This window comes from Caenimonas aquaedulcis (genome assembly GCF_015831345.1).
In the GTDB taxonomy this organism is placed as follows: Bacteria; Pseudomonadota; Gammaproteobacteria; order Burkholderiales; family Burkholderiaceae_C; genus Ramlibacter; species Ramlibacter aquaedulcis.
In genome coordinates this window covers 2,725,773-2,749,966 of the sequence record NZ_JADWYS010000001.1, presented here as the reverse complement: position 1 = coordinate 2,749,966, position 24,194 = coordinate 2,725,773, and the positions used below count along the sequence as shown (strand labels likewise).

The window sequence follows — 24,194 nt, the reverse complement described above, 5'->3', positions numbered from 1 at the left end:
CCAAGGCCGGGTGACACCACTCGATAGAATCGCCCCATGGCCCCACCCGACAAGGCTTTCGACGCGGCGCGCGCGCTGCGGCTGGCCCAGGAGACATTCGACATCGAGGCGCAGGCGGTGCTCGGCCTCAAGGCCCGCACCGGGGAGGCGTTCGCGCGCGCGGTCGAAGTCATGCTTCACGTGCGCGGCCGCGTGGTGGTGATGGGCATGGGCAAGAGCGGCCACGTGGGCCGCAAGATCGCGGCGACGCTCGCCTCCACCGGGACGCCGGCCATGTTCGTGCACCCGGCGGAGGCCAGCCACGGCGACCTCGGGATGATCAAGCCGATCGACCTCGTGCTCGCCGTGTCCAACAGCGGCGAGGTCGACGAGGTGACCACCCTGCTGCCGGTCATCAAGCGCATGGGCGCGACCCTGGTCGCCATGACGGGCAATGCCGACTCCACCCTGGCGAGTCACGCCGACATCGTGCTCGACAGCGGCGTCGAAAAGGAAGCATGCCCGTTGCAGCTGGCGCCCACGGCCAGCACGACGGCGCAGCTTGCGCTCGGCGACGCGCTCGCCGTCGCCCTGCTGGATGCGCGCGGCTTTCGCACCGAGGACTTCGCGCGCTCGCATCCGGGCGGCTCGCTCGGGCGCAAGCTGCTCACGCACCTGTCGGACGTGATGCGCAGCGGTGACGCCGTGCCTCGCGTGCGCGCCGATGCGGGCTTCTCCGAGCTGATGCGGGAGATGAGCGCGAAGGGGCTGGGCGCCTCCGCGGTGGTGGATGCGGACGGCCGCGTCGCCGGCATCTTCACCGACGGCGACCTGCGCCGCCTGATCGAAAAGGGCATGGACCTGCGCGCGCTCACCGCGCGCGAGGTGATGCATCCGGGCCCGCACACCATCCGCAGCGACGCGCTGGCGGTGGAGGCGGCGGAACTGATGGAAAAGCACCGCATCACCAGCGTGCTGGTGGTCGACGCCGACAACACGTTGTGCGGCGCGGTCAACAGCAACGACCTCATGCGCGCGAAGGTGATCTAGTTGCCGACGTTGACGCACCCGCCCGAATTGCTGCTCGCCGCCCAGGCCGTGCGCGTCGCATTCTTCGACGTCGACGGCGTGCTCACCGATGGTGGCGTGTATCTCTCGGGCGAGGGCGAGACGCTAAAGCGCTTCAACATCCTCGACGGGCTCGGGCTGAAGTTGTTGCAGCGCGCCGGCATCACGCCCGTGGTGATCACCGGCCGCGACTCCCGCCCCCTGCGGGACCGGCTCAAGGCGCTCGGCATCACCCACGCGCATTTCGGTACGGAAGAAAAGCTGTCTGCCGCGCAGCGCACCCTGGCCGAGCTGGGGGTGGACTGGACGCAGGCGGCCGCGATCGGCGACGACTGGCCGGACCTGCCCGTGCTCAGGCGCTGCGCGTTTTCCGCCGCGCCGCCGAACGCGCACGTCGAAGTGCGCGCGGTCGTGCGCCATGTCACGCAGGCGGCCGGCGGCCAAGGCGCCGCGCGCGAATTCTGCGACCTGCTGCTGCTGGCCTCGGGCCGCTACGCGTCGCTGCTGGAAGCCTACGCGTGAGCACGCCGGTTGCGGTGCGCAAGGCCCAGGCCTGGATGGTGATGCGCGGCGGCCTCGACCGCGCGTCGATCTACCTGCCGATCATCCTCATGGGCTTCATGGCGCTGGGCACTTACTGGCTCGCGCGCAATACGCCCACGCTGGGCGGGGCCGAATCGCAGAAGCAGGTCACGCACGACCCGGACTACTTCATGCGGCGCTTCTCGGTGAAGACCTTCGACGCCACGGGCCGCATCAAGAGCGAGATCCATGGATCCGAGGCGCGGCACTACCCCGATACGGACACGCTGCAGATCGACCAGCCGCGCATCCGGTCCTTCAACGACCGCGGGGAACTCACGGTGGCCACGGCGCGTACCGCGCTCAGCAATGCGGACGGCTCCGAAGTGCAATTGATCGGCGAAGCGGTGGTCACGCGCGAGGCCCCGGCGCCGGCCAAGGGTGCGCAGCCGCCGAAGCTCGAATTCCGCGGTGACTTCCTGCACGTGTTCGTCAACAGCGAGCGCATCCGGTCGCACAAGCCGGTGGAACTCGTGCGCGGCAACGATCGCTTCACGGCCGACAGCCTGGACTACGACAACATCGGGCGTGTGCTGGAATTGCATGGGCGTGTGCACGGCGTGATCCAGCCGCGCGCCAACTGAGCCACGGAGGATCGCCATGGACAAGCTGGTTTTCATCACGGGGGCCTCCAGTGGCATCGGCCAGGCCCTCGCGTGGCGCTACCACCAGGCAGGCTGGCGGCTCGCGCTCGCCGCCCGGCGCACGGGCGAAATCGAGAGCTGGGCACGTGCGCAGGGCTTGCCCGCCGAGCGCTACGCGGTTTACGGCGCGGACGTTTCGGATACGGAGAGCATCGTCGCGGCCGGGCAGGCATGTATCGCAACGCAAGGCGTGCCGGACGTCGTGATCGCCAATGCGGGCATCAGCGCCGGCGTGGATACCGCGGTGCGCGGGGACATCGACGTCATGGCCCGCACCTTCGCGACCAACAACATCGGCCTGGCCGCGACCTTCCATCCGTTCATCGACGCGATGGTGCGGCGTGGCTCGGGGGCTCTGGTGGGCATCGGCAGCGTGGCCGGCATTCGGGGCTTGCCCGGCCACGGCGCTTACTGCGCGAGCAAGGCGGCAGTCATCAGCTACTGCGAAAGCCTGCGCGGTGAATTGCGGCCGGGCGGTGTGAAGGTCGTGACGATCTGCCCGGGCTACATCGACACGCCGCTCACGCGGCAGAACCGTTACTCGATGCCCTTCCTCATGCAGCCCCAGGACTTCGCGGCCCGCGCCTTCGATGCGATCTCGCGCGGGGCGAGTTACCGGGTCATCCCGTGGCAGATGGGTATCGTGGCCAAGCTGCTGCGCCTGTTGCCCAACTGGCTGTTCGACAAGGCCCTGGCGGGACGCCCGCGCAAGCACCGTCAATCGCAGCGCTGAGCTACGGGACCGCCCAAGCAAAAGGCTCCCGCGGGAGCCTTTGTCGTTGTGGAGCGTTGCAGCCGGCGATCAGTAGCCGCCGCGGCTGCCACCGCCGCCGCCGCCGCCGCGCGGACCGGAGCCGTAAGGGCTGCGGAACCCGCCGTCGCCCCCGCCACCCCCACCGCCGCCGCGGCCGCCGTAGCCGCCCCCACCGCCTTCGCGACGGCCACCGCCGCCGCCGCCGCCACCACCGTAGCCGCCGCCACCTCCGCCGCCGCCGTAGCCCCCACCGCCGCCACCGCCACCGTAGCCGCCGGTGCGCGGGGGACGCGATTCCATCGGCCGGGCCTCATTGACGACGACGCTGCGGCCGCCCAGGGGCTGGCCGTTCATGCCATTGATGGCGGCTTGCGCCTCGGCATCGCTGCCCATCTCCACGAAGCCAAAGCCTTTGGAGCGCCCGGTATCGCGCTCCATCATGACCTTGGCGCTCGTCACGGAACCGAACTGGCTGAAGGCCTGCTCGAGATCGCTGTCGCGCACGGAATAAGGCAGGTTGCCTACGTAGAGTTTGTTGCCCATCGATTGGGACTCCTAAAAAAGCTGATGACTTGAGCGATGGAGTCCCGAAAACGCATTTGTCTGAACCCGGAGCAACGCGAAAAGTGACCTGTACACCGCAATCCTCGCGTGAATACTGCAACCACGCTTTTCCATTATGGAACAGATATCCACGCCGAGTGCAAGGGCGGAAGGCCCGCGCAGCCTCACGAAAACCCTAGATTTCGGGCATGAAAAAAGGGCCCGTGGGCCCTTTGTTTTCAATCAGGCTGCGAAGCCTGGCTGATCAGTAGTTGCGACCGCCGCCGTAACCGCCGCCGCCGCCTTCACGACGGCCACCGCCGCCGCCGCCGCCGCCGTAGCCGCCACCGCCGCCACCACCACCGTAGCCGCCGCCGCCACCACCGCCGCCGAAGCCGCCGGTGCGCGGGGGACGCGATTCCATCGGGCGGGCTTCGTTGACCACGAGGCCGCGGCCACCGACCTGCTGGCCGTTCATGCCTTCGATGGCAGCCTTGGCTTCAGCTTCGTTGCTCATTTCGACAAAGCCGAAACCCTTGGAGCGACCCGTGTCGCGTTCCATCATGACCTTGGCGCTGGAGACCGAGCCATATTGGCCGAAGGCCTGCTCGAGATCGCTGTCGCGGTAGGAATAGGGCAGGTTGCCCACGTAAAGTTTGTTGCCCATGAAGGGACTCCTGAAAAAGATGAACGCTTGAAGCGATGGGAGTCCGAAAAACGCAATCAACAAACCACGCGAAACCGACCATTCACCGCAAACCTCGTGCCGCGCGCGAACGCGACACGCGGCCATTATCGGCTATCCGGGGGTTTTGTGTGGGTTTACCTTGCTTTGCAGGGATTAATCGTCGGTGTAGCTGCGCCAACGCCTGAAAGCGTTGCGCATGGTCAACACTTGGCGCTCGAAGACCGGGCAGGCGGCGCACGCCGCCAGGTGCAGCTGCAGCGCGGCCCTCTCCAGCACGGGCAAGGGCTTGTCCTCCCTGGCGATGAGCAGGGCGGCCACTTCCTTGCAGGTACGTCGCATCGGGTTCATTGAGCGGCCACGCGGCCAAACCAGTGGAGTTCCAGGCATTCGCGCAAGCGCAGGCGGGCGCGGTGGAGCTGGACGTAGAGATGGGTCGGCGTGAGGCCGAGCTCCTTACAGATTTCCTCGCTGTCCAGCTCCAGCCACTCGCGCATCAGGAACACCCGGCCCATCGCCGCGGGCAATTTTCCGGCGCAGGCGTCCAGCACGGCCAGGAACTGCCGGGATTCGAGTTCCTGCTCCGGGTTGCCCCAATCGGCGGGGGCCTGCTGGAAGTGGCCGTCCGCCTTGAACATCAGCGCGTCGAGTTCCTCGCTGCCGTCGCCCTCGTCATCCGTGAGGGCCACCTCGCGCCTGCGCTGCCGCAGGATGTCGAGCACCTTGTGCTTGAGGATCCCCACCAGCCAGGTCTTGAGCTGGCTGCGGTTGCCGAAGGACTGCGGCTTGGCCAGCGCCGCGAGCATGGTGTCCGACACGGCATCTTCGGCCCAGGCGTCGTTGCGAAGCTGCAGCCTCGCAAAGCGCATCAGGTAGCCGCGATGTTGCGCGAGTTCGTGCTCGATGGTCATGGGTTGCCTTGCTCAGCCGGAAATCATCGCACGCCGCCCCTGACCCGGGAATGACTGACTACCAGGTGGCTTCCCGCTCCGGGGTGGAGCCGATCCGGTGGATCGCGAGGTCCGCGCCCTCGTGCTCTTCCTCGGGGGACAGCCGCAGCCCAGACACGGCGCGGATCGCGCCATAGACCGCAAACCCAGCGGCCATCGCCCATGCGATGCCCATCAACGTGCCGATGGCTTGGGCGCCCAGGCTGACCCCGCCGAGCCCGCCCAACGCCCTGGACCCGAAGATGCCGGCGGCCACGCCGCCCCAGGCACCGCACAGGCCGTGCAAGGGCCACACGCCGAGGACGTCGTCGATCTTCCAGCGGTTCTGCGTGAGCGTGAACATGGCGACGAACATCGCGCCCGCGACCGCGCCGACCACCAGCGCGCCGAGGGGATGCATCAGGTCCGAACCCGCGCACACGGCGACGAGCCCGGCGAGCGGCCCGTTGTGCACGAAGCCCGGGTCGTTGCGGCCGACCGCCAGCGCCGCCAGCGTGCCGCCGACCATCGCCATCAGCGAATTCACGGCGACGAGGCCGGAGATCTTGTCAATCGTCTGCGCGCTCATCACGTTGAAGCCGAACCAGCCCACGGTGAGGATCCAGGCGCCCAGCGCCAGGAACGGGATGTTGGAGGGCGGGTGCGCGGAGATCGCGCCGTCCTTGCGATAGCGGTTGCTGCGCGCGCCGAGCAGGATCACGGCCGGCAGCGCGAGCCAACCGCCCATCGCATGCACGACGACCGAGCCGGCGAAGTCGTGGAATTCTTCCCCTGTGGCGGACTTGATCCAGTCCTGCAGGCCGAAGGCGTGGTTCCAGGCCACGCCCTCGAAGAGGGGATACACGACGCCCACCAGCACCGCCGTCGCGACGAGCTGCGGCCAGAATCTCGCGCGTTCGGCGATGCCGCCCGAGATGATCGCGGGAATCGCCGCGGCGAAAGTCAGCAGGAAGAAGAACTTGACCAGTTCGTAGCCGTTCTTCGCGGCGAGCTGCTCGGCACCGACGAAGAAGCTCGTGCCGTACGCCACGCCATAGCCGACGAGGAAGTAAGCCACCGTCGAAACGGAGAAGTCCGCGAGGATCTTCACCAGGGCGTTGACCTGGTTCTTCTTGCGGACGGTTCCGAGCTCGAGGAACGCGAATCCGGCATGCATGGCGAGCACCATGATGCCGCCCAGCAGGATGAACAACGCGTCTGAGCCCTGTTTTAGTGCTTCCATGGATTCCTCTTGGATGAAGTTGCCTGTTATTGGTGCGTTTCGAAGGGCCGAGCCCGTGTCGCACCACAATGAAGCAAAAACTGCGCCAGAAGCGTGCGGGGGATGTTTTGCAGGGCTTGCGCTACACTCGAACCACAGCGCCGATTTGCTCCAGCTTGCGGGCGCTCAATAAATTCTGCTAAAGATCGATCGGCGCACCCGGCCTCGCTTCTTTGGCGACGCCGGGTTTCTTTTTGCCATGATCGTTTCGCCGCAATCGATGTCCTTTCCCGATCCGCTGCCGCTGCGCAGCGGCGCCTCGATCCGCGGCTACTCCCTCGCCTACGAAACCTACGGGACGCTCGACGCCGACAAGAGCAACGCGGTGCTCATCTGCCACGCGCTCAATGCGTCGCACCACGTCGCCGGAACGTACGCCGGCCAGGCGGACTCCGAGGGGTGGTGGGACACGATGATCGGGCCGGGCAAGCCCGTGGACACGGACCGCTTCTTCGTGATCGGCGTGAACAACCTGGGCTCCTGCTTCGGCTCCACCGGCCCGATGCATGCCAACCCCGAGACGGGAAGGATCTACGGCGCCGACTTCCCCGTGGTCACGGTGGAGGACTGGGTCGACGCGCAGGCTCGCCTGCTCGACGGGCTCGGCATCCGCACGCTGGCCGCCGTCATGGGCGGCAGCCTGGGCGGCATGCAGGCCCTGTCCTGGACGCTGCAATACCCCGAACGCGTGCGCAACGCGGTCGTGGTGGCGAGCGCTCCGAACCTCACGGCCGAGAACATCGCCTTCAACGAAGTCGCGCGCCGCGCGATCGTGACGGACCCGGACTTCCACGGCGGCCACTTCTACGAGCATGGCGTCGTGCCCAAGCGCGGCCTGCGCATCGCGCGGATGATCGGGCACATCACGTACCTCTCCGACGACGTCATGAACGAGAAGTTCGGGCGCCAGCTGCGCGAGGGCGTCGTGCGCTACACCACCCAGGACATCGAATTCCAGATCGAGAGCTACCTGCGCTACCAGGGCGACAAGTTCAGCGACTACTTCGACGCCAACACCTACCTGCTCATCACGCGCGCGCTGGATTATTTCGACCCGGCCCTCGCCCACGACGGGAGCCTCGCGAAGGCGCTCGCGGTGGCGCGTGCGAAGTTCCTGCTGGTGAGCTTCACCACCGACTGGCGCTTCGCGCCGGCGCGCAGCCGCGAACTGGTCAAGGCGCTCCTGGACAACGGCCGCGACGTGAGCTACGCCGAGATCGATGCGCCGCACGGCCACGATGCCTTCCTGCTGGAGGATGCGCGCTACCTCGGCGTCGTGCGTTCTTACTTCAACCGCATCGCGCGGGAGGCGGCATGAGCGACCACGCCACCATGCAATCCATCGCGCGGCTCGTGCCGCAAGGCGCGCGCGTGCTCGACCTCGGCTGCGGCGACGGCGCACTGCTGGACCTGCTGCAGCGCGAGCGCGGCTGCAGCGGCTACGGCATCGAGATCGCCGACGACAACGTGCTCGCGTGCGTGAAGCGCGGCGTCAACGTGATCCAGCTGAACCTCGACGAGGGCCTGTCGATGTTCGACGACGCCTCGTTCGACGTCGTGCTGCAGATCGACACGCTGCAGCACCTGCGCAACGCGGAAACGATGCTCGTGGAAACCGCGCGCGTCGGCCGCTGCGGCGTGGTGGCGTTCCCGAATTTCGCGCACTGGCCCAACCGCCTGTCGATCGCGCGCGGGCGCATGCCCGTGACGCGGCGCCTGCCCTACCAGTGGTACGACACGCCGAACATCCGCGTGGGCACCTACAAGGACTTCGAGGTGCTGGCCACGAAGAACCGCCTCACGATCCTGGATGCCTATGGTCTGCAGGACGGCCGCGAAGTACGCGTACTACCCAACGCGCGCGCGGGCACGGCGGTGTTCAAGTTCGAGCGGGGTTGAAACTTCGCCGCGCTGCGGTACGATGGCGGCACGGGACTTTCAGCCTCCCGGTCCTTCATGGATAGACGGTGTCCCGTCCAAGCGCTGGCAACTTCTCGTATGGAGTTTTCCACCGTGGACACCGTATCCGCATTCCATTGCCCCCCGAATTCGCCACATCCTGCAGGTGGGACACGATGACCGTCGAAGCACAGGGCGCCGGCGAGCGCACAACACCGGCGCCGGTGAGTTTTCGCGAGGCCTTGCGCTTCTGGACGAAGCTGGGTTTCATCAGCTTCGGCGGCCCGGCCGGGCAGATCGCGATCATGCATCGCGAGCTCGTCGAGCAGAAGCGCTGGATCTCCGAGCGCCGCTTTCTCCACGCGCTCAACTACTGCATGCTGCTCCCCGGCCCCGAGGCGCAGCAGCTCGCCACCTACATCGGCTGGCTGATGCACCGCACCTGGGGCGGCATCGTCGCCGGCGGCCTGTTCGTGCTGCCCTCGCTGTTCATCCTCATCGGGCTCAGCTGGGTCTATGCCGCGCACGGGGATGTGGCGTGGGTCGCCGCCCTCTTCTACGGGATCAAGCCTGCCGTGGCCGCGATCGTGCTGCAGGCGGTGTGGCGCATCGGCGGCCGCACCTTGAAGCATCCGCGCAAGGTGCCGCTGCTCTGGGCCATCGCGGTCCTGAGCTTCATCGCGATCGCAGTGCTCGACATTCCCTTCCCCTGGGTCGTGCTGTGCGCGGCGGCGGTGGGTGCGTGGGGCGGCAGGTACCTCCCGGCGCAGTTCGCGGGCGGCGCGGGACACGCAAGCAAGGCCGCGGCGGCGCCGGGCGCCGCCTTCATCATCGATGACCACACGCCGACGCCAGGGCACGCCCGGTTTCGCAAGTCCCGCCTTGCGATCGTCGTGCTGGCCGGGGCGCTCCTCTGGCTGTTGCCCATGGGCGCGCTCGTGGCGACGCAGGGCGCGGGCGGCACGCTCACCCAGATGGGGTGGTTCTTCACCAAGGCCGCGATGCTCACCTTCGGCGGCGCATACGCGGTCCTGCCGTATGTTTACCAGGGCGCAGTGGAACATTTCCACTGGCTGTCGGGGCCGCAGATGATCGACGGGCTCGCGCTCGGGGAAACCACGCCGGGGCCGCTCATCATGGTGGTGGCTTTCGTCGGCTTCGTCGGCGGGTGGGCAAAGCAGGTGCTCGGCCCGGACATGCTCTTCGCAGGCGCCGCACTGGCCGCGACAGTGGTCACGTGGTTCACCTTCCTGCCGTCCTTTCTGTTCATCCTCGCGGGCGGCCCGCTGGTGGAGGCGACGCACGGCAACCTGAAGTTCACCGCCCCGCTCACGGGCATCACCTCGGCGGTGGTCGGCGTGATCGGGAGCCTGGCCGTGTTCTTCCTGGCGCACATCGCGATCGTTCCCGCCAAAGGAGCCGCGGGGGTCCACGTGGACTCCGTGGCGCTCGCCATCGCCGCGGCGGCCGCCGTTGCCTTGCTGCGTTTCAAGGTCGGCGTGATCCCGGTGATCGCGGGCTGCGCCCTCGCCGGCCTCGCGCTGCGGCTCTCCGGCATCGCGTGAGCGCGGTATGCTTGAAGGATGAACATCCTCATCACCGGCGGTAGTGGTTTTCTGGGTGCGCGGCTGGCCCGCACGTTGCTGTCCCAGGGCAGCCTGTCCCTTGCGGGCGAGACGCAGCGCAGGATCGAATCCATCGTCATCGCGGACAGGGCGCCGCCGCCGGACGACCTGAAGTCGGATGCTCGGGTGCACTTCGCGGGCGGTGACCTGAACGAACAAATCGCGAGCGGCGTCATCCCGGCAAAGGGCACCGACGTCGTGTTCCACCTCGCGGCCGCCGTCAGCGGCGAGTGCGAAGCGGACTTCGACCTCGGCATGCGCAGCAACTTCGAGGCGACGCACGCCTTGCTGCAGGCCTGCCGCAAGCTCGGCACCCGGCCCACCTTCGTGTTCGCGAGTTCGCTCGCCGTCTTCGGAAAGCTGCCCAACGAGCCGATGCCGGAGATCATCGAAGACCGCACGCTGCCCACGCCGCAATCGAGCTACGGCATCCAGAAATACATCGGCGAGCAGATGGTCGCCGACTTCACCCGCAAGGGCTTCGTACGCGGCCGAAGCGTCCGGCTCATGACGGTGAGCGTCCGGCCGGGCCGGCCCAATGGCGCGGCATCCGGCTTTCTGTCCGGGATGATCCGCGAGCCGCTGGCAGGGATCAAGGCCGCAGCCCCGGTGCCCCCGGAAACGCTGGTCGCGCTCTCGTCGCCGGCGCGAACGGTCGAAGGCATCATCCGCGCCGCGCAGGTCACGGATGAGCAATGGGGTCCGCTCCTCGGCTTGAACCTCCCGTCGTTCCGCATCACCGTCGGGGAGATGGCGAAGTCGCTCGAGCGCGTCGCGGGCAAGGCGGCGACCGACCTGCTCGACTGGACACCGGACGAAGCGATCCTGAAACTCGTGCGCACCTGGCCGGGCAACGTCGCGTACGCGCGTGCCAAGGCGCTGGGCCTGGAGCCCGATGCCAGTTTCGACGACGTGGTGCGCGACTACATCCGCGAGAACCCGCAGGCGGTGAAATTGCCGGTGAAGGCCTGAGCGATGCCGCGCTTCGCCGCCAACCTGTCGATGCTCTATCCCGAGCTCGCGTTTCCCGACCGTTTCCAGGCGGCTGCCGCCGACGGATTCCGGGCCGTCGAGTTCCTTTTCCCCTACGAGTGGGACGCCCGCGAACTCGCCGCGCGGCTGAAGGGCAACGGACTGGAGCAGGTGCTCTTCAACGGCCCGCCCGGCGACTGGAACGGGGGCGAGCGGGGCATGGCGTGCCTGCCCGGCCGGGAGGCGGAGTTCCGCGCCGGCATCGGCAAGGCCCTGGCGTACGCCGAGGTACTCGGCTGTTCGCGCCTGCACGTGATGGCGGGCCTGGTTCCGCAGGCGCAGGAGCGCGACGCGCTGCGTCCGACCTACGTGTCCAACCTTCGCTGGGCGGCCCGGGAGGCCGCGAAGCAGGGCGTCAATGTGCTCATCGAGCCTATCAACACGCGCGACATTCCCCGCTTTTTCCTCAACCGGCAGGACCACGCGCACGAACTCGTCGCCGAGATCGGCGAGGCCAACGTCCAGGTGCAGATGGACCTCTACCACTGCCAGATCGTCGAGGGCGACGTGGCGAGCAAGATCCGCCAGTACCTGCCGACAGGTCGCGTCGGCCACTTCCAGGTCGCGGGGGTGCCCGAGCGCCATGAGCCCGATGTCGGAGAGCTGAACTACGCCTACCTCTTCGACGTCATCGATGAGGTGTCGAAGGATTGCGGCTGGTCGGGGTGGGTGGGTTGCGAGTACCGGCCTGCGCGCGGCGCGCAGCCGCGGGGCACGAGCGAGGGCCTGGGCTGGCTGCGGGGCCGGCGCGCCTGACGCTCAAAGGATGTAGATGTCCTTGCCGTCGAGCAGCTGCTCGACGTTGGCCGCAGTGGTGCCCACGCGCTTCACGGCTTCGCGCAGCTGCACCTCGTTGCATCCGAACTGCTTGCTCCACCATTGCACTTCCCGCGCATCGTCGATCGCGATGAAGCTGCGGTCGGCGGGCAGCGTTTCAAAAACGTAAGCCATGATCGTTGTTCTCCCTGTCTTGTCATTTCACTAGCTGGGAGAAATTAGACACGCCCCGTTGCATCAAGCATGAGCGACGACTTCAATACAAAGTGTCATCCGTTGCCTACCCTGCGGATGAGCTCGAGGGCTGCGGCCGGGGCCCTCTCTTTCGCGCCGTTGATCAGGAAGATGAACACCTCCCGCGCGGGCGACTTCGACGTCCAGGCTTGCGCGCCCCGCGCCCATTGCGCGAGCGTTTCGGGCGGGTAGCCGGTGGGGCGTTGCGGCTCGCTTCGCATCAGGCGGATGTAGGCGAGCTCGCTCTGGTCGTCGGCGATGGCCGGAAACTTTTCGGAATCGGTGTGCACTGCCGTGCATCCGTAGCGCCGCGCGAGCGGCAGGAACTCGGGGGAGAGGAAGCTTTCGTGCCGCACGTCCAGCACATGGCGCAGCGGCAGGCCGTCCACGCTCGCGGGCAGCAGGGCGAGGAAGGCCTCGAAGTCTGGCGCATCGAACTGCTTGGTCGGCATGAATTGCCACACGATGGGCCCGAGCTTGTCGCCCAGCTCGGCGAGTCCGCTCGACAGGAAGCGCTGGATCGATTCACCGGCGGTGGCCAGCGCCTTGCGGTTCGTCGCGAAACGGTTGGCCTTGAGGGAGAACACGAAGCCCTCGGGGGTTTCGTCCCGCCACTTGGCGAAGGTCGGCGGCTTGAAGGTGCTGTAGTACGTCCCGTTGACCTCGATGGCGGTGAGTTGCCGGCTCGCATACCCGAGCTCGCGGCTGTGCGCGAGTCCCTTGGGAAAGAAGTTGTCGCGCCAGGGCTCGAAAGTCCAGCCGCCCACGCCGACGCGTATGCGTGAGGTTCGAAGGGTTGCAGCGTTGTCGTCCATGCCGGATTCTTTGCATTCGAAGGGGGCTTCCACTGTAGCCGCGATGGCGTACAGTGACGGATTGCCTGCTGCCCCCGCAAAGGACTCCCATGAACGCACCCCTGCACCGAGAAATGCCTGCCGGCACCATGGACGCCGCCAAGGCGCTCGCGCACACCACCGAACAGTGGGACCGCGACATCGTTCGCCAGCTCACCGACTACATCGCCATTCCCGCCAAGTCGCCCGGCTTCGATCCCGAGTGGGTTCAGCACGGCTACATCGACACCGTGATGCGCAACGCCGCCGCATGGGTGGAGTCGCAGAAGGTTGCCGGGCTCAAGCTGGAAGTCATCCGGCTGCCGGGGCGCACGCCGGTGCTCTTCTTCGAAGTCGAGGCCACGAAGCCGGCGTCGACGCAGACCGTTCTCATGTACGGCCACCTGGACAAGCAGCCGGAGTTCACCGGCTGGCGCGGCGACCTCGGCCCCTGGACGCCGAAGTACGAGGACGGCAAGCTCTACGGACGCGGCGGCGCGGATGACGGCTACGCGGTGTACGCGAGCATCGCGGCGGTGCAGGCGCTCAAGGCGCAGAACGTCGCGCATCCGCGCATCGTCGGCCTCATCGAAACCTGCGAGGAGTCGGGCTCCTTCGACCTGATGCCTTACGTGGATGCGCTGCGCGGCCGCCTCGGCGATGTGTCCCTGGTGATCTGCCTCGATTCGGGCGCGGGCAACTACGACCAGCTCTGGTTGACCACCTCGCTGCGGGGCATGGCGAGCGGCACCCTGAAGGTGGAAATCCTCACCGAGGGCGTGCACTCGGGCGACGCGTCGGGTCTGGTGCCCTCGAGTTTCCGGATCATGCGGCAGGTGCTCGACCGGCTCGAAGACAGCAAGACCGGCCGCCTGCTGCCGGCGGACTTCCACTGCGAGGTGCCGGCGGAGCGCCTCGCGCAGGCCCGGGCGACCGCGGCCATCCTGGGTGACGAGGTCTACAAGCGCTTCCCGTGGGCGCACTACGATTGCGGCGGCTCCACGGCATTCGCGTTGCCGACCACCACCGACCCGACGCAGGCGCTGATCAACCGCACCTGGACGCCCACCCTGTCCGTCACCGGGGCCGAAGGCTTCCCCTCGCTGCAGGACGCCGGCAACGTGCTGCGGCCCTACACGGCATTCAAGCTCTCGCTGCGCCTGCCGCCGCTCGTCGATGCCGCCCACGCCGTGAGCGAGCTCAAGGCGCTGCTGGAAGACAACGCGCCCTACCAGGCGAAGGTGACCTTCCATCCGGGCAGCGCCGCGACCGGCTGGAATGCGCCGTCCACCGCGCCGTGGTTCGAACAGGCGCTCAACCAGGCCTCGCAGGCGCATTTCGGCGCGCCTTGCGGCTACATCGGCCAGGGCGGCACCATTCCGCTCATGAACATGCTCAGCGAGGGCTTTCCCAAGGCGCAGATGATGGTGTGCGGCGTGCTGGGCCCCAAGAGCAACGCGCACGGGCCCAACGAGTTCCTGCATGTCCCCTACGCCAAGAAGCTCACGGCCGCCGTGGCCGAGGTAATCGCGCAGTTGCCCTGACCCGGTGCGGCCCCCGGGGCCGCCCGCCATTCCTGCGACACACGTCACAGGTTTTTCGGGGCGATCCGCTTGCCCGCCGGGCGTGGCCGCGCCATCATCGGACCGATGAGCCACGCGGCCAGCGACACCACACTTTCCACGTTCACCGCGAGCGACGGCGACAACCTCGCCTTGCAGGACTGGCCGCTGCCGGAAGGCCTCCGGCTGCGCGGCGTCGTGCTGCTGGTGCACGGGTTGGGGGAACACGCCGGCCGTTACGACCAGCTCGCGAGGCGGCTCAACGGCTGGGGGTTCGCGGTGCGCGGGTACGACCAATACGGCCATGGCGAATCCGATGGCGTGCGCGGCGCGCTGCCGGTGCCGACGCGCTTCACGGACGATCTCGCCGACGTCATGCAAAGCACGCGCAAGCGCATGGAGCCCGGCGTGCCGCTCATTCTCTTCGGCCACAGCATGGGGGGGTTGGTCACCGCGCTGCTGGTGGCCATGCAGCAGGAAGCGGTCGACGGACTCGTGCTGTCTTCGCCCGCACTCGACCCCGGCCTGAATTCGTTCCAGAAACTGCTGCTGGCCACGCTGCCTCGCGTGGCGCCGAACTTCACGGTGGGCAACGGCCTCGATCCCGACTTCATCTCGCACGACCCGGATGTCGTGGCCGCGTACCGCAGGGATCCCCGGGTGCACGACCGCATCTCGGGCCGGCTCGCGCGCTTCATCGCCGACGGCGGCCCGCGCGTGATCGAGCGTGCGCCGCAGTGGACGGTGCCGACCCTGCTGATGTATGCCGGCCAGGACAAGCTCGTCAATTCGGAAGGCAGCCGCGCCTTCGCGGCGGCCGCGCCGGACAGCGTGGTGCGGTCGCACTGCTTCACGGCGCTGTTCCACGAGATCTTTCACGAGCTCGACGCCGAGCCGGTCTACGAGATGCTCAAGCAGTGGCTGGACGAGCGGTTCTGAGTTGCAGCCACACGATCGCACCGCCCGCCAGCGCCAGCGGCAGCAGCGAACCGTAATTCAGCCAGGTCCACCCGCGGGTCGTGACCAGCACGCCCGATGAGAACGAACTGAGCGCGAGCGTCGCGAAGACGAAGAAATTGAGGGCGCCTTGCGCGCGGTCCTTCTCGTCGGGGCCGTAGGCCGACAGGGAAAGCGTGGTGCTGCCCGTGAACAGGAAATTCCATCCGACCCCGAGCAGGAGCAGCGCCAGCGTGAACTGCGCGACGTCCAGCCCTGACAGGGCCACGGCCACGCAGCCCAGGTTCAACAGCACGCCCACGCCCATGACGGGCAGCGCGCCGAAGCGCTTGATCAGGTGGCCGGTGAAAAAGCCCGGTGCGAACATCCCGATCACGTGCCATTGGAGGACGAAGGCGATGTCGGAAAAAGGCAGTGCGCATTGCTGCATGGCGATGGGCGTCGAGGCCATCAACAGGTTCATCACCCCGTAGCCCAGGGCGCCCGAGGCGGCCGCCACGATGAAGATCGGTTGCCGCATGATCTGCGACAGGGGCCGCCCCTGGCCCGCCTGCGCCTTGCGCGGCGGTGTCGTGAACGTCACGAAGGACAGGAGCGCTGCCGACAGCGCCGCTACGACGGCAAGTGCGAGATAGGCGCCCACGAACGGCGCCGCGAAGTAGTCGCGCGTTTGCGCGGCCAGGTTCGGTCCGACCACGGCGCCGAGCAGTCCGCCCGCCATGACGAGGGACACGGCCTTCTCGCGCGCCGCCGGCTGCGCGAGTTCGGCGGCGGCGAAGCGGTACAGGCCCGCGTTGGCGTTGTAGTAGCCCGCGACGACCGTGCCGAAGCACAGCAGCCAGAAATTTCGCGTCGATGCGGCGTAGGCGCAGATGAGCGCGGAGATCGCCGCGACGGCGAGGCCGGTGAGGAAGGAGAGCTTTCGCCCCAGGCGCTGCTGCGTGCCGGCGACCACGCCCGTGGATATCGCGCCGCCGACCACATAGCCCATGAGCGGCAGCGTCGCCATCCAGCCGAGCGGCGCGAGCGAGAGCCCGACCAGCCCGTTGATGGCGGCGAACGTGACGTTGTTGGTGAGGAACAGGCCCTGGCAGGCCGCGAGGAGCCAGAGATTGCGGTTCATGCGCGCGATTGTGCGCCAGCGTGCCGCGCGCCCGTCAGGCGAGGACCGCGAGCGCCGCCAGTGCCGCGGTTTCCGCCCGCAGGACGCGGGGCCCCAGCGAAACTGGCGTGAAGCCCGCGGCGCGCGCCGCGTCTTCCTCCTGCGTAGTCAGCCCGCCTTCCGGTCCGCTCAGGAACGCGACGGCGCCCGCACCGGTGGCCGCATCGCGCACGTGACGGGCGTGCGCATCGAGCGACAGGAGCAGCCCTGCCTGGGGGGCGGGCCTCTCCCGAAGCCACGCGTCGAGCATGGCGACCGGGGCGACCACGGGCACGCGGTTGCGGCCGCATTGCTCGCACGCGGCCACGGCAACGGCTTGCCAGTGGCCCCGCTTCTTTTGCGCGCGCTCGCCGTCCAGGCGGACCACGCTGCGCTGCGTGGTGAGCGGCTGGATCGACGCCGCGCCGAGTTCGGTGGCTTTTTCGACCAGCCAGTCCATGCGCTCGTTGGCGGGCATGCCCACCGCCAGATGGATCTCCCGCGCGGTTTCGCGCTCGACCGCGCGATGCGAGACCAGCTGCGCGCTCACTTCGCTGCGCCCGATGCGCTCCACCACGGCGTCGAATTCCCCACCCTCGCCGTTGAAGAGGACGATCGGCGAGCCCGGCTGCAGGCGCAGCACCTGCACATGGCGGGCCGCGCCCGGCGGCAGCGCCACGGAGCTGCCGGCCACCAGCGTGAGAGGGCAATGGAAACGCGGCATGCGCGAGCGGCCTAGAGGCGGCCGAAGGAATAGGCCGCCGCGGCCTGCGTGCCTTCCACCTCGTCGATGAGACGCAAGAGCGGCCCGAGCTCGCGATAGCGGTTCGCGGCGGCGCGGATGTAGCCGATGAACCGCGGCGTGTCGCTCAGGTACTTGGGTTTGCCGTCGCGCAGCGTCAGTCGCGCGAAGATCCCCGCGACTTTCAGGTGGCGCTGCAGGCCCATCCACTCCACGCCGCGATAGAACTCGCCGAAGTCCGGATCGACCGGCAGGCCCGCCTTTTGCGCCTTCTGCCAATAGCGCACGGTGATGTCGAGCACGAACTCCTCGTCCCAGCTGATGAACGCATCGCGCATCAGGCTCGCGATGTCGTAGGTGATCGGTCCGTAGACCGCATCCTGGAAATCGAGCACGCCCAGCCGCGGTTCCTGCGGGTCCGGCGGGACCATCAGGTTGCGCGCCATGAAGTCGCGGTGCACGAACACGCTGGGCGCTGCCAGGTTGCGCTCGATGATCAGCGCGAAGGTGCTGTCCAGCGTGTCGCGCATCTTGCCCTCGACCTTCAGGCCGCGATGCTTCTCGAGGTACCAGTCGGGAAACAGGGCGAGCTCCCGCGCAAGCAGCGCGCGGTCGTACGGCGGCAGCACCTGCGGGCGCGAGGCGGACTGCCACGCGACCAGTGCATCGACCGCGCGCAAGTAGAGCGCCTGGGCTGGCGCCTCGCCGCCGCCGGCCACTTGCGAAATCATGGTCGTGTCGCCGAGATCCCCGAGCAGCATGAAACCTTCTTCCTCGTTCCAGGCGAAGACGGCGGGCACGTTCAGGCCGGCTTCTTCCATCAGCCTCGCCACGTGGACAAAGGGCCGGCAATCCTCGTGCGACGGCGGCGCGTCCATGACGATGCGGCTGTCGCCTTCGCTCGTGTCGATGCGCAGGTAGCGCCGGAAACTCGCGTCCGCCGAAGCGATGCGCAGCGTCCCGGGCAGCAGTCCGTGTTCTGCGGTGATGGATTCAAGCCAGGCCCGGAAAGCCGCTTCGCGGGCGGGATCGGCCCACAGGGCGGCGGCAGGCGCCGCAGGGGGCGTGTCAAGGGGTTCGCTCATGGATAATCCATTCTACAAATCAGTCCTGCCGGCAGCAGTTACTTTCTGGCAGTCCACATGCATTCGAGACACGACTTGAAACCCAGGGCGTCGCGCCCCCGCTTTGCCCTGACGCCCGTCGCCTGGGTCGCGTTCGCCGTGCTGCAAGGCGCCGCGTCGCGCGCGGTGGCGCAGGACGAGCCGCCCCTCGTGCTCAAGCCCAGCCCGATGCTTGCCGAGACATTGCCCCCCGCGGCGCGCGACCAGCAGCCGACCTACGTGTCCGGGGACAAGGCCTCGGGCCGCACCGACCTCGAGACCGTGATCGAGGGCAATGCCCAACTGCGTCGTGGCGATACCGTGATCCGCGCGGACCGCCTCGAGTACTACCAGCCCGAGGACCTCGCGAAGGCGCGGGGCAATGTGCACATCAACCGTGCCGGCAATACCTTCGAAGGGCCGCTGCTCGAGCTGAAGGTGGATGCCTACGAAGGCTTTTTCCTCCAGCCGAGCTACCGGTTCCTGCGCAACAACGCCTATGGCGAAGCCGAGCGTGTCGACTTCATCGACGACAAGCGCGCGATCATCCGCAAGGCGACCTACACGACCTGCCAGCGCCGGCCGGGCCCGGCCTGGATGCCCGACTGGATCCTGCGCGCCGCGAGCATCCGCATCGACAACGAGGAAGAAATCGGCCAGGCGAGCGGCGCGGTGCTGAGCTTCATGGGACTGCCGATCCTGCCGGTGCCCGAACTCAGTTTTCCGCTCTCGGACAAGCGCAAGTCGGGCCTGCTGCCCCCCACCATCGGGCTGGACAGCCTGAACGGCGCGGAACTCACGCTGCCGTACTACTGGAACATCGCACCCAACCGCGACGCCACCTTCTATCCCGCGCTCATGACCAAGCGCGGCATCGACTTCGGCGGCGAATTCCGCTATCTCGAGCGCGACTACGCCGGCGAGCTGCGCGCGAACTTCATGCCGAACGACAAGCTGCGCGACCGCGACCGCTGGGGCTATGCGGTCAAGCACGACGGCCTGCTGGGCGCCGGCCTGCCGTTCGGCCCGGTCACGCTGAACCTGAACCTCAACCGCGTGAGCGACGATGATTACTGGCGCGATTTCTCGCGCTCGACCTCCTCGCTGACGCAGCGCCTGCTCGCCAACGACGGTTCGCTCACCTGGTCGCGCGGCGACTTCACGCTGAATGCCCGCGCCTTGAAGTGGCAGACACTGCAGGACGTCACGGCGCCCATCGTGCCGCCGTACGACCGGCTGCCGCAGGTGGTCGGGCGTTACACCAGCAGCAACCTGCCGGCCGGCCTCGATGCCTACCTGGAAGCCGACTACACCCGCTTCGAATCCAACCCGGTCCTCACGGGGCAGCCCAACGGGCATCGGGCGTTCACGGTCGCGCGCATCAGCCGGCCGTGGCAGGCGCCGGGCTGGTTCGTGATCCCGAAGCTGCAGCTGCACTCGACGCAATACGGCTTCGACGCGCCGCTCGCCAACGGCGCCACGACCGCCAGCCGCACGGTGCCGACCTTCAGCGTGGACAGCGGCATGGTGTTCGAGCGCGATGCCACCTACTTCGGGCGCAACTTCCGACAGACGCTGGAGCCGCGGGCGTTCTACGTGTACACGCCGTTTCGCGACCAGAGCCTGCTGCCCAACTACGACTCCGCCGCCAACGACTTCAACTTCGCGACGATCTACACGGAAAACGCCTTCGGCGGCAACGACCGGATCTCCGACAACAACCTGCTCACGCTCGGCGCGACGACACGCCTGCTGGACCCGGACACGGGCGCGGAAGCGGCGCGCTTCGGCGTCGCGCAGCGCGTGCGCTTCAAGGACCAGCGCGTGACGCTGCCCGGCGAGGCGCCGGTGAGCGAGCGCCTGTCCGACATCCTCTTCGGCGCGACCATCAACTGGACGCCCAAGTGGAGCCTCGACGCCACCGTGCAGTACAACCCGAAGACCGGCCGCTCGATACGCGAGACGATCGGCGGGCGCTACAGCCCCGGCAACTACCACGTGATCAGCGCGGCCTACCGCCTCCAGCGCGGCCAGAGCGAGCAGATCGACGTGGGCTGGCAGTGGCCGCTCAACGACCTGTGGGGCGACAGGGGCCAGGACCTCGGGGCGGGCAACGGGGGAGGCGAGGGCCGCTGGTACAGCGTGGGACGCCTGAACTATTCGCTGCAGGACCGCAAGCTCGTGGACGCGGTCGTCGGGCTCGAATACGACGCCGGCTGCTGGCTCGGCCGCATCGTGGTGGAACGCCTGCAGAGCAGCACGACGTCCGCCAACAAGCGCATCCTCTTCCAGCTGGAGTTCGTGGGCTTTACGCGACTGGGCTCCAATGCGCTGCAGACGCTGAAGGAAAATATCCCCCGCTACCAGTACCTGCGCGAGCAGGTCACGGCGCCCAGCCGTTTCACCAATTACGACTAGGGCCGACAATCACCATGAGCACCATGAACCTACGACCCTCCGCCCTCGGGCTGGTTTTTGCCGCGCAGGCCCTCGTGCTCGCGCTGCCCGCGGCCGCGCAGGGGTTTCGTCCCCTGCCGTTCACCGCCGCGCGGCCTGCGGCGCGCGACACGGGTCCGCGCCAAGCCGACTACATCGTCGCGGTGGTCAACTCCGAGCCGATCACGAACAACGAGGTGCGCGATCGCATGGCGCGCTTCGAGCAGCAGCTTGCGCAGCAGGGCCAGCCCGTGCCGCCGCGCGCGGAGTTCGCGCGCCAGGTGCTCGAACGTCTCATCAGCGAGAGGGCGCAACTGCAGCTTGCGCGCGAGAACGGCATCAAGGCCGAGGAGGCCGCCGTGGACCTCGCCGAGCAGAACGTGGCGCGGCAGAACCGGATCGACGTGCCCGAGCTGCGCAAGCGCCTGGCGGCCGACGGGATCCCGCTCGCGCAGTTCCGGGCCGACTTGCGTGAGCAGTTGCTGCTCACGCGCCTGCGCGAACGCGAACTCGAAAGCCGCGTGCGCGTGAGCGACCTGGAGATCGACGAATTCCTGCGCAACCAGAAGAACAGCAACGATCCCGCCTCGATGGAGATCAACCTGGCGCACATCCTGATCGCCGTGCCGGAGAACGCCAACGAGCAGCAGGCGGCGCAGCTGCGCGCACGCGCGCAACGCGTGCTGGAGCGCGCGAGGGCCGGCGAGGACTTCGCGAAGCTCGCGGCGGAATTCTCGGATGCGCCTGGCGCGGCCACCAACGGCGGCATCGTCGGCCTGCGCACGGGCGATCGCTATCCACCGCTCTTCTTCGAAGCGGTGCAGGCGCTGCCTGAAGGCGGCGTCGCCGAGCTGGTGCGCTCGGGCGCCGGCTTCCATGTGATCAAGATGGTGGAGAAACACCAGGGCGGCGTGGCGGGCATGCGTGTGGTGCAAAGCCATGCGCGGCACATCCTGCTGCGACCCAGTGCGCAACTGAGCGAGACCGCGGCACTCGCCCGGCTGGCGGATTTCAAGAAGCGCATCGAAGCCGGGCAGGCGGACTTCGCGCAGCTCGCGCGTGAGTCGTCGCAGGACGCGAGCGCACCGAACGGCGGGGACCTGGGCTGGGCCAGCCCGGGCCTCTTCGTGCCGGAGTTCGAGGACGCGATGAACAGCCTCGCGCCGGGCAAGATCGCCGACCCGATCGTGTCGCGTTTCGGTGTCCACCTGATCCAGCTGCTCGAGCGGAGGCAGTCGACGCTCACCCAGCGCGAACAGCGCGAGATCGCGCGCAACATGGTGAAGGAAAAGAAGCTCGACGAAGCGTACGTGCAGTGGGCGCAGGAAGTTCGCGGGCGCGCGTACGTCGAGTTTCGCCAGCCTCCGCAATAGCGCGGACAGGCGGGACGCATGAAGCACATCGCCCGCAAGCGCTTCGGGCAGCATTTCCTGTCCGACGGCGGCATCATCGATGCCATCGTTCGGGAGATCGCCCCCAAGGCGGGCGAGGCGATGGTGGAAATCGGCCCCGGCCTCGCGGCATTGACGCAGCCCCTGGTGGAGCGGCTCGGCAAGCTCGCCGTGATCGAGCTGGATCGCGACCTCGCCGCCAGGCTGCGCGAGCATCCGCAACTGCAAGTGATCGAGTCGGACGTGCTGAAAGTGGACTTCGCCGCGCTTGCCGCTTCGATGGGCGCGCCGAAGCTGCGCGTGGTGGGCAACCTGCCCTACAACATCTCGACGCCCATCCTCTTTCACCTGCTCGGGTTCGTGGACAGCGTGCGGGACCAGCATTTCATGCTGCAAAAGGAAGTGATCGAGCGCATGGTGGCGAGCCCTGCGACGAGCGACTATGGCCGCCTCTCGGTGATGCTGCAGTGGCGCTACGAAATGGAGAACGTCCTGGCCGTGCCGCCCGAATCGTTCGACCCGCCGCCGAGGGTGGACAGCGCGGTGGTGCGCATGGTCCCCCTCGCCGCCCCGGCAAAGGTCGATGAAAAACTGCTCTCGGAAATCGTGCAGGTCGCCTTCAGCATGCGAAGAAAGCTGCTGCGGCACTCGTTGGGGAAGTGGCTGGAGGGAAAAAAATTCCAGGGCGAATTCGACCTGCAAAGGCGAGCAGAGGAAGTCCCCGTTCAAGAGTACGTCGCGCTTGCCCTCACCCCGACCCTCTCCCAGAGGGAGAGGGAGTAAGACAGCGCAGCCGAAGACCCGCGCCCGAAATAACATGCAGGGCGCCTTCCAAACAAAAAAAGCCGGGGTCCCCCCGGCTTTTTTACCTGGCCAACAACCCTAAAAACGCGCAGCGTTTTTAGGGTTAAGCCGCCGCCAGCCAATACCCCGCGTTGAAAGGGCTGCTCATGCGCAGCGCCAACGGGGACACGTCGACCAGCTTGTCCGTGGGCATCTTCTCGCCCGATTCCGTGGTGGCAACCGGTGCGGCGACCGCTTCGGTTCCCTGAGCCTCGTTCGCCCGTTCTGCTTGGCTATTTTGCGCAGAACGGGCTACAGAAAAGAATAGAAACAGCGGAACGGTATCTTCCGGTCGGCCCAGTAGTCGGCCGTGTCCCGGAAGATGTCGAGCAGCTGCTCGCGCGCTTCCTTGTCGAACTTGGCGTTGGCGGGAATCTGCTCCAGCACCACGATGAAGCCGGGCTGCGGGCCCGATTTATGCACCGGGTCCGTCATGCAGTCGTACAGGGCATCGAAGTTCTTCCCGAAGTGCGCGGGCAGCATGAACTGCTGCGCGATCAGGTCCAGGACGTCCTGCTTGCTCTGCGCTTGCGCGAGGTTGGCATACAGGAAGTGCTGTCCCAGCGAACGCGCGGCATCCTGCAATTCCTGCACGCGGAAGGCGCGAATGGATTGCACGATGTTGGTCCGAACGCCCTTGAGCGTCGCCTCGGGTGTATCTCGACGAAGTGGTGTATCCATCTCCGCGTCTCTTTCCATAGTCACAAATTCATCCCGCTTCATTTCGGGTCACTCCACGATCTTTCGAAAGCTGGCGTAGTGGTCAGCGGTGTAATAACAAGCGTCGGGGACCCGGGGCGGGCCTCCGCACACGATGCGCCGGGCGCCCCGGTCGCGCGATCCAGGGGTGGTCACGGTGTATTCACGCCAGTAGCCGCGCCTTTGCTTTGGCAGCGCGCGCTCCCGGTTGCCGAACACCACACCATCCTTGTCGTACGGGAACGGTCCGCCCTGGCGGATCAGTTCGTAGGTCTCCCGGCCCTGCCGCGGCATATCGGCCACACGGATGGTGGCCGACGAGCTGTAGGCGGGGCGGTCTGTCTGTGACCTGGCTTGCGCCAGGGGAGCGGTCATCGCGGCAGCCAGCAGGAAGCTAGTTAGCGCAAACTTGACTGCGGCGATGCGCGCCATGGGACGGACCTTCTTCGGGGGA

At 67.5% G+C, this 24,194-nt stretch carries 25 protein-coding genes and 1 pseudogene; 14 read left to right on the top strand and 12 right to left on the bottom strand.

All coding sequences use genetic code 11. The features are described 5' to 3' along the window. Nucleotides 1–36: 36 nt before the first annotated feature. The 4 genes from I5803_RS13230 to I5803_RS13215 are packed head-to-tail and all read left to right on the top strand — an operon-like array spanning nucleotide 37 to nucleotide 3,006. Complete coding sequence (locus I5803_RS13230) at nucleotides 37–1,029, top strand: KpsF/GutQ family sugar-phosphate isomerase (protein ID WP_196986810.1); 993 nt, start codon at nucleotides 37–39, stop codon at nucleotides 1,027–1,029. Continuing rightward, nucleotides 1,030–1,569, top strand: coding sequence for a KdsC family phosphatase (locus I5803_RS13225; RefSeq protein ID WP_196986809.1), 540 nt, complete (start codon nucleotides 1,030–1,032; stop codon nucleotides 1,567–1,569). Further along, nucleotides 1,566–2,213 carry an LPS export ABC transporter periplasmic protein LptC gene (lptC, locus tag I5803_RS13220; RefSeq protein WP_435520854.1) on the top strand — a complete coding sequence of 216 codons (648 nt, stop codon included), beginning with the start codon at nucleotides 1,566–1,568 and terminating at the stop codon, nucleotides 2,211–2,213. Before I5803_RS13225 ends, lptC begins: the two co-directional genes overlap by 4 nt. Nucleotides 2,214–2,229: 16 nt before the next feature. Then, a complete protein-coding gene (locus I5803_RS13215; RefSeq protein WP_196986808.1) occupies nucleotides 2,230–3,006 on the top strand; it encodes an SDR family oxidoreductase in 777 nt (258 codons plus the stop codon). 69 nt (nucleotides 3,007–3,075) lie between these two features. On the opposite strand, the gene rbp (I5803_RS13210) is transcribed toward I5803_RS13215, so the two are convergent. From rbp (I5803_RS13210) to I5803_RS13190, 5 genes and pseudogenes are all read right to left on the bottom strand, one after another. Continuing rightward, nucleotides 3,076–3,570 carry an RNA-binding regulator gene (gene rbp, locus I5803_RS13210; protein ID WP_196986807.1) on the bottom strand — a complete coding sequence of 165 codons (495 nt, stop codon included), beginning with the start codon at nucleotides 3,568–3,570 and terminating at the stop codon, nucleotides 3,076–3,078. Between the two features lie 277 nt (nucleotides 3,571–3,847). Further along, nucleotides 3,848–4,237: pseudogene (gene rbp / locus I5803_RS22250) on the bottom strand (RNA-binding regulator); the annotation flags it as partial. Between the two features lie 174 nt (nucleotides 4,238–4,411). Next, complete coding sequence (locus I5803_RS13200) at nucleotides 4,412–4,597, bottom strand: zf-HC2 domain-containing protein (protein ID WP_231402413.1); 186 nt, start codon at nucleotides 4,595–4,597, stop codon at nucleotides 4,412–4,414. A gap of 5 nt (nucleotides 4,598–4,602) precedes the next feature. After that, nucleotides 4,603–5,166: a sigma-70 family RNA polymerase sigma factor gene (locus tag I5803_RS13195; RefSeq protein ID WP_196986804.1), complete on the bottom strand. Its 564-nt coding sequence runs from the start codon at nucleotides 5,164–5,166 to the stop codon at nucleotides 4,603–4,605. A 58-nt stretch (nucleotides 5,167–5,224) separates the two neighbouring features. Further along, nucleotides 5,225–6,427, bottom strand: coding sequence for an ammonium transporter (locus I5803_RS13190; RefSeq protein ID WP_196986803.1), 1,203 nt, complete (start codon nucleotides 6,425–6,427; stop codon nucleotides 5,225–5,227). Nucleotides 6,428–6,665: 238 nt separating this feature from the next. Here I5803_RS13190 and metX point away from each other — a divergent pair, with 238 nt between their 5' ends. The 5 genes from metX (at nucleotide 6,666) to otnI (ending at nucleotide 11,778) form a co-directional block, all read left to right on the top strand. After that, entirely contained in the window at nucleotides 6,666–7,784 is a 1,119-nt protein-coding gene (metX, locus tag I5803_RS13185) for a homoserine O-succinyltransferase MetX (protein ID WP_196986802.1), read from the top strand. Further along, on the top strand, nucleotides 7,781–8,365 hold the full coding sequence (metW, locus tag I5803_RS13180) for a methionine biosynthesis protein MetW (protein ID WP_196986801.1): 585 nt from the start codon (nucleotides 7,781–7,783) through the stop codon (nucleotides 8,363–8,365). Before metX ends, metW begins: the two co-directional genes overlap by 4 nt. Before the next feature lie 176 nt (nucleotides 8,366–8,541). Next, the gene (gene chrA / locus I5803_RS13175; protein ID WP_196986800.1) at nucleotides 8,542–9,930 is read left to right on the top strand and encodes a chromate efflux transporter; all 1,389 of its coding nucleotides are present in this window, start codon (nucleotides 8,542–8,544) and stop codon (nucleotides 9,928–9,930) included. 18 nt (nucleotides 9,931–9,948) lie between these two features. Further along, a complete protein-coding gene (denD, locus tag I5803_RS13170; RefSeq protein ID WP_196986799.1) occupies nucleotides 9,949–10,962 on the top strand; it encodes a D-erythronate dehydrogenase in 1,014 nt (337 codons plus the stop codon). Between the two features lie 3 nt (nucleotides 10,963–10,965). After that, on the top strand, nucleotides 10,966–11,778 hold the full coding sequence (otnI, locus tag I5803_RS13165; RefSeq protein ID WP_196986798.1) for a 2-oxo-tetronate isomerase: 813 nt from the start codon (nucleotides 10,966–10,968) through the stop codon (nucleotides 11,776–11,778). Between the two features lie 3 nt (nucleotides 11,779–11,781). On the opposite strand, the gene I5803_RS13160 is transcribed toward otnI, so the two are convergent. Together I5803_RS13160 and I5803_RS13155 are read right to left on the bottom strand one after the other, a co-directional pair. Next, the gene (locus tag I5803_RS13160) at nucleotides 11,782–11,973 is read right to left on the bottom strand and encodes a DUF3606 domain-containing protein (RefSeq protein WP_196986797.1); all 192 of its coding nucleotides are present in this window, start codon (nucleotides 11,971–11,973) and stop codon (nucleotides 11,782–11,784) included. Nucleotides 11,974–12,068: 95 nt separating this feature from the next. After that, complete coding sequence (locus I5803_RS13155) at nucleotides 12,069–12,848, bottom strand: DUF72 domain-containing protein (protein WP_196986796.1); 780 nt, start codon at nucleotides 12,846–12,848, stop codon at nucleotides 12,069–12,071. An 89-nt stretch (nucleotides 12,849–12,937) separates the two neighbouring features. On the opposite strand from I5803_RS13155, the gene I5803_RS13150 reads away from it, so the two are divergent. Both I5803_RS13150 and I5803_RS13145 read left to right on the top strand, forming a co-directional pair. Beyond that, complete coding sequence (locus tag I5803_RS13150) at nucleotides 12,938–14,410, top strand: M20 family metallopeptidase (protein ID WP_196986795.1); 1,473 nt, start codon at nucleotides 12,938–12,940, stop codon at nucleotides 14,408–14,410. A 105-nt stretch (nucleotides 14,411–14,515) separates the two neighbouring features. Continuing rightward, the gene (locus tag I5803_RS13145) at nucleotides 14,516–15,367 is read left to right on the top strand and encodes an alpha/beta hydrolase (RefSeq protein ID WP_196986794.1); all 852 of its coding nucleotides are present in this window, start codon (nucleotides 14,516–14,518) and stop codon (nucleotides 15,365–15,367) included. Here the strand turns inward: I5803_RS13145 and I5803_RS13140 are convergent. Genes I5803_RS13140 through I5803_RS13130 form a run of 3 tightly spaced genes read right to left on the bottom strand, consistent with a single transcriptional unit; the run spans nucleotide 15,339 to nucleotide 18,353 of the window. Further along, on the bottom strand, nucleotides 15,339–16,508 hold the full coding sequence (locus I5803_RS13140) for an MFS transporter (protein ID WP_196986793.1): 1,170 nt from the start codon (nucleotides 16,506–16,508) through the stop codon (nucleotides 15,339–15,341). The two genes, I5803_RS13145 and I5803_RS13140, sit on opposite strands and share 29 nt — an antisense overlap. Nucleotides 16,509–16,542: 34 nt before the next feature. After that, nucleotides 16,543–17,250 carry a 16S rRNA (uracil(1498)-N(3))-methyltransferase gene (locus I5803_RS13135; protein WP_196986792.1) on the bottom strand — a complete coding sequence of 236 codons (708 nt, stop codon included), beginning with the start codon at nucleotides 17,248–17,250 and terminating at the stop codon, nucleotides 16,543–16,545. 11 nt (nucleotides 17,251–17,261) lie between these two features. After that, on the bottom strand, nucleotides 17,262–18,353 hold the full coding sequence (locus I5803_RS13130) for an aminoglycoside phosphotransferase family protein (RefSeq protein ID WP_196986791.1): 1,092 nt from the start codon (nucleotides 18,351–18,353) through the stop codon (nucleotides 17,262–17,264). A gap of 57 nt (nucleotides 18,354–18,410) precedes the next feature. Here I5803_RS13130 and I5803_RS13125 point away from each other — a divergent pair, with 57 nt between their 5' ends. Genes I5803_RS13125 through rsmA form a run of 3 tightly spaced genes read left to right on the top strand, consistent with a single transcriptional unit; the run spans nucleotide 18,411 to nucleotide 22,981 of the window. After that, a complete protein-coding gene (locus I5803_RS13125; RefSeq protein WP_196986790.1) occupies nucleotides 18,411–20,789 on the top strand; it encodes an LPS-assembly protein LptD in 2,379 nt (792 codons plus the stop codon). Between the two features lie 23 nt (nucleotides 20,790–20,812). Then, nucleotides 20,813–22,180, top strand: a complete 1,368-nt coding sequence (locus tag I5803_RS13120) for a peptidylprolyl isomerase (RefSeq protein WP_196986789.1) — start codon at nucleotides 20,813–20,815, stop codon at nucleotides 22,178–22,180. 18 nt (nucleotides 22,181–22,198) lie between these two features. After that, nucleotides 22,199–22,981: a 16S rRNA (adenine(1518)-N(6)/adenine(1519)-N(6))-dimethyltransferase RsmA gene (gene rsmA / locus I5803_RS13115; RefSeq protein ID WP_196986788.1), complete on the top strand. Its 783-nt coding sequence runs from the start codon at nucleotides 22,199–22,201 to the stop codon at nucleotides 22,979–22,981. Between the two features lie 312 nt (nucleotides 22,982–23,293). Here the strand turns inward: rsmA and I5803_RS13110 are convergent, their stop codons facing one another. Together I5803_RS13110 and I5803_RS13105 are read right to left on the bottom strand one after the other, a co-directional pair. Continuing rightward, entirely contained in the window at nucleotides 23,294–23,722 is a 429-nt protein-coding gene (locus I5803_RS13110; RefSeq protein WP_196986787.1) for a barstar family protein, read from the bottom strand. A gap of 48 nt (nucleotides 23,723–23,770) precedes the next feature. Then, nucleotides 23,771–24,172, bottom strand: coding sequence for a guanyl-specific ribonuclease (locus I5803_RS13105; protein WP_196986786.1), 402 nt, complete (start codon nucleotides 24,170–24,172; stop codon nucleotides 23,771–23,773). Between the last annotated feature and the right edge of the window lie 22 nt (nucleotides 24,173–24,194).

What these genes read in the sequence shown, in the direction of transcription:
- I5803_RS13230 (WP_196986810.1), top strand. Translation starts at nt 37, where the DNA reads ATGGCCCCACCCGACAAGGCTTTCGACGCGGCGCGCGCGCTGCGGCTG.
- I5803_RS13215 (WP_196986808.1), top strand. Translation starts at nt 2,230, where the DNA reads ATGGACAAGCTGGTTTTCATCACGGGGGCCTCCAGTGGCATCGGCCAG.
- rbp (WP_196986807.1), bottom strand. Translation starts at nt 3,570, where the DNA reads ATGGGCAACAAACTCTACGTAGGCAACCTGCCTTATTCCGTGCGCGAC.
- I5803_RS13200 (WP_231402413.1), bottom strand. Translation starts at nt 4,597, where the DNA reads ATGCGACGTACCTGCAAGGAAGTGGCCGCCCTGCTCATCGCCAGGGAG.
- I5803_RS13195 (WP_196986804.1), bottom strand. Translation starts at nt 5,166, where the DNA reads ATGACCATCGAGCACGAACTCGCGCAACATCGCGGCTACCTGATGCGC.
- I5803_RS13190 (WP_196986803.1), bottom strand. Translation starts at nt 6,427, where the DNA reads ATGGAAGCACTAAAACAGGGCTCAGACGCGTTGTTCATCCTGCTGGGC.
- metX (WP_196986802.1), top strand. Translation starts at nt 6,666, where the DNA reads ATGATCGTTTCGCCGCAATCGATGTCCTTTCCCGATCCGCTGCCGCTG.
- metW (WP_196986801.1), top strand. Translation starts at nt 7,781, where the DNA reads ATGAGCGACCACGCCACCATGCAATCCATCGCGCGGCTCGTGCCGCAA.
- chrA (WP_196986800.1), top strand. Translation starts at nt 8,542, where the DNA reads ATGACCGTCGAAGCACAGGGCGCCGGCGAGCGCACAACACCGGCGCCG.
- denD (WP_196986799.1), top strand. Translation starts at nt 9,949, where the DNA reads ATGAACATCCTCATCACCGGCGGTAGTGGTTTTCTGGGTGCGCGGCTG.
- otnI (WP_196986798.1), top strand. Translation starts at nt 10,966, where the DNA reads ATGCCGCGCTTCGCCGCCAACCTGTCGATGCTCTATCCCGAGCTCGCG.
- I5803_RS13160 (WP_196986797.1), bottom strand. Translation starts at nt 11,973, where the DNA reads ATGGCTTACGTTTTTGAAACGCTGCCCGCCGACCGCAGCTTCATCGCG.
- I5803_RS13155 (WP_196986796.1), bottom strand. Translation starts at nt 12,848, where the DNA reads ATGGACGACAACGCTGCAACCCTTCGAACCTCACGCATACGCGTCGGC.
- I5803_RS13150 (WP_196986795.1), top strand. Translation starts at nt 12,938, where the DNA reads ATGAACGCACCCCTGCACCGAGAAATGCCTGCCGGCACCATGGACGCC.
- I5803_RS13145 (WP_196986794.1), top strand. Translation starts at nt 14,516, where the DNA reads ATGAGCCACGCGGCCAGCGACACCACACTTTCCACGTTCACCGCGAGC.
- I5803_RS13140 (WP_196986793.1), bottom strand. Translation starts at nt 16,508, where the DNA reads ATGAACCGCAATCTCTGGCTCCTCGCGGCCTGCCAGGGCCTGTTCCTC.
- I5803_RS13135 (WP_196986792.1), bottom strand. Translation starts at nt 17,250, where the DNA reads ATGCCGCGTTTCCATTGCCCTCTCACGCTGGTGGCCGGCAGCTCCGTG.
- I5803_RS13130 (WP_196986791.1), bottom strand. Translation starts at nt 18,353, where the DNA reads ATGAGCGAACCCCTTGACACGCCCCCTGCGGCGCCTGCCGCCGCCCTG.
- I5803_RS13125 (WP_196986790.1), top strand. Translation starts at nt 18,411, where the DNA reads ATGCATTCGAGACACGACTTGAAACCCAGGGCGTCGCGCCCCCGCTTT.
- I5803_RS13120 (WP_196986789.1), top strand. Translation starts at nt 20,813, where the DNA reads ATGAACCTACGACCCTCCGCCCTCGGGCTGGTTTTTGCCGCGCAGGCC.
- rsmA (WP_196986788.1), top strand. Translation starts at nt 22,199, where the DNA reads ATGAAGCACATCGCCCGCAAGCGCTTCGGGCAGCATTTCCTGTCCGAC.
- I5803_RS13110 (WP_196986787.1), bottom strand. Translation starts at nt 23,722, where the DNA reads ATGGATACACCACTTCGTCGAGATACACCCGAGGCGACGCTCAAGGGC.
- I5803_RS13105 (WP_196986786.1), bottom strand. Translation starts at nt 24,172, where the DNA reads ATGGCGCGCATCGCCGCAGTCAAGTTTGCGCTAACTAGCTTCCTGCTG.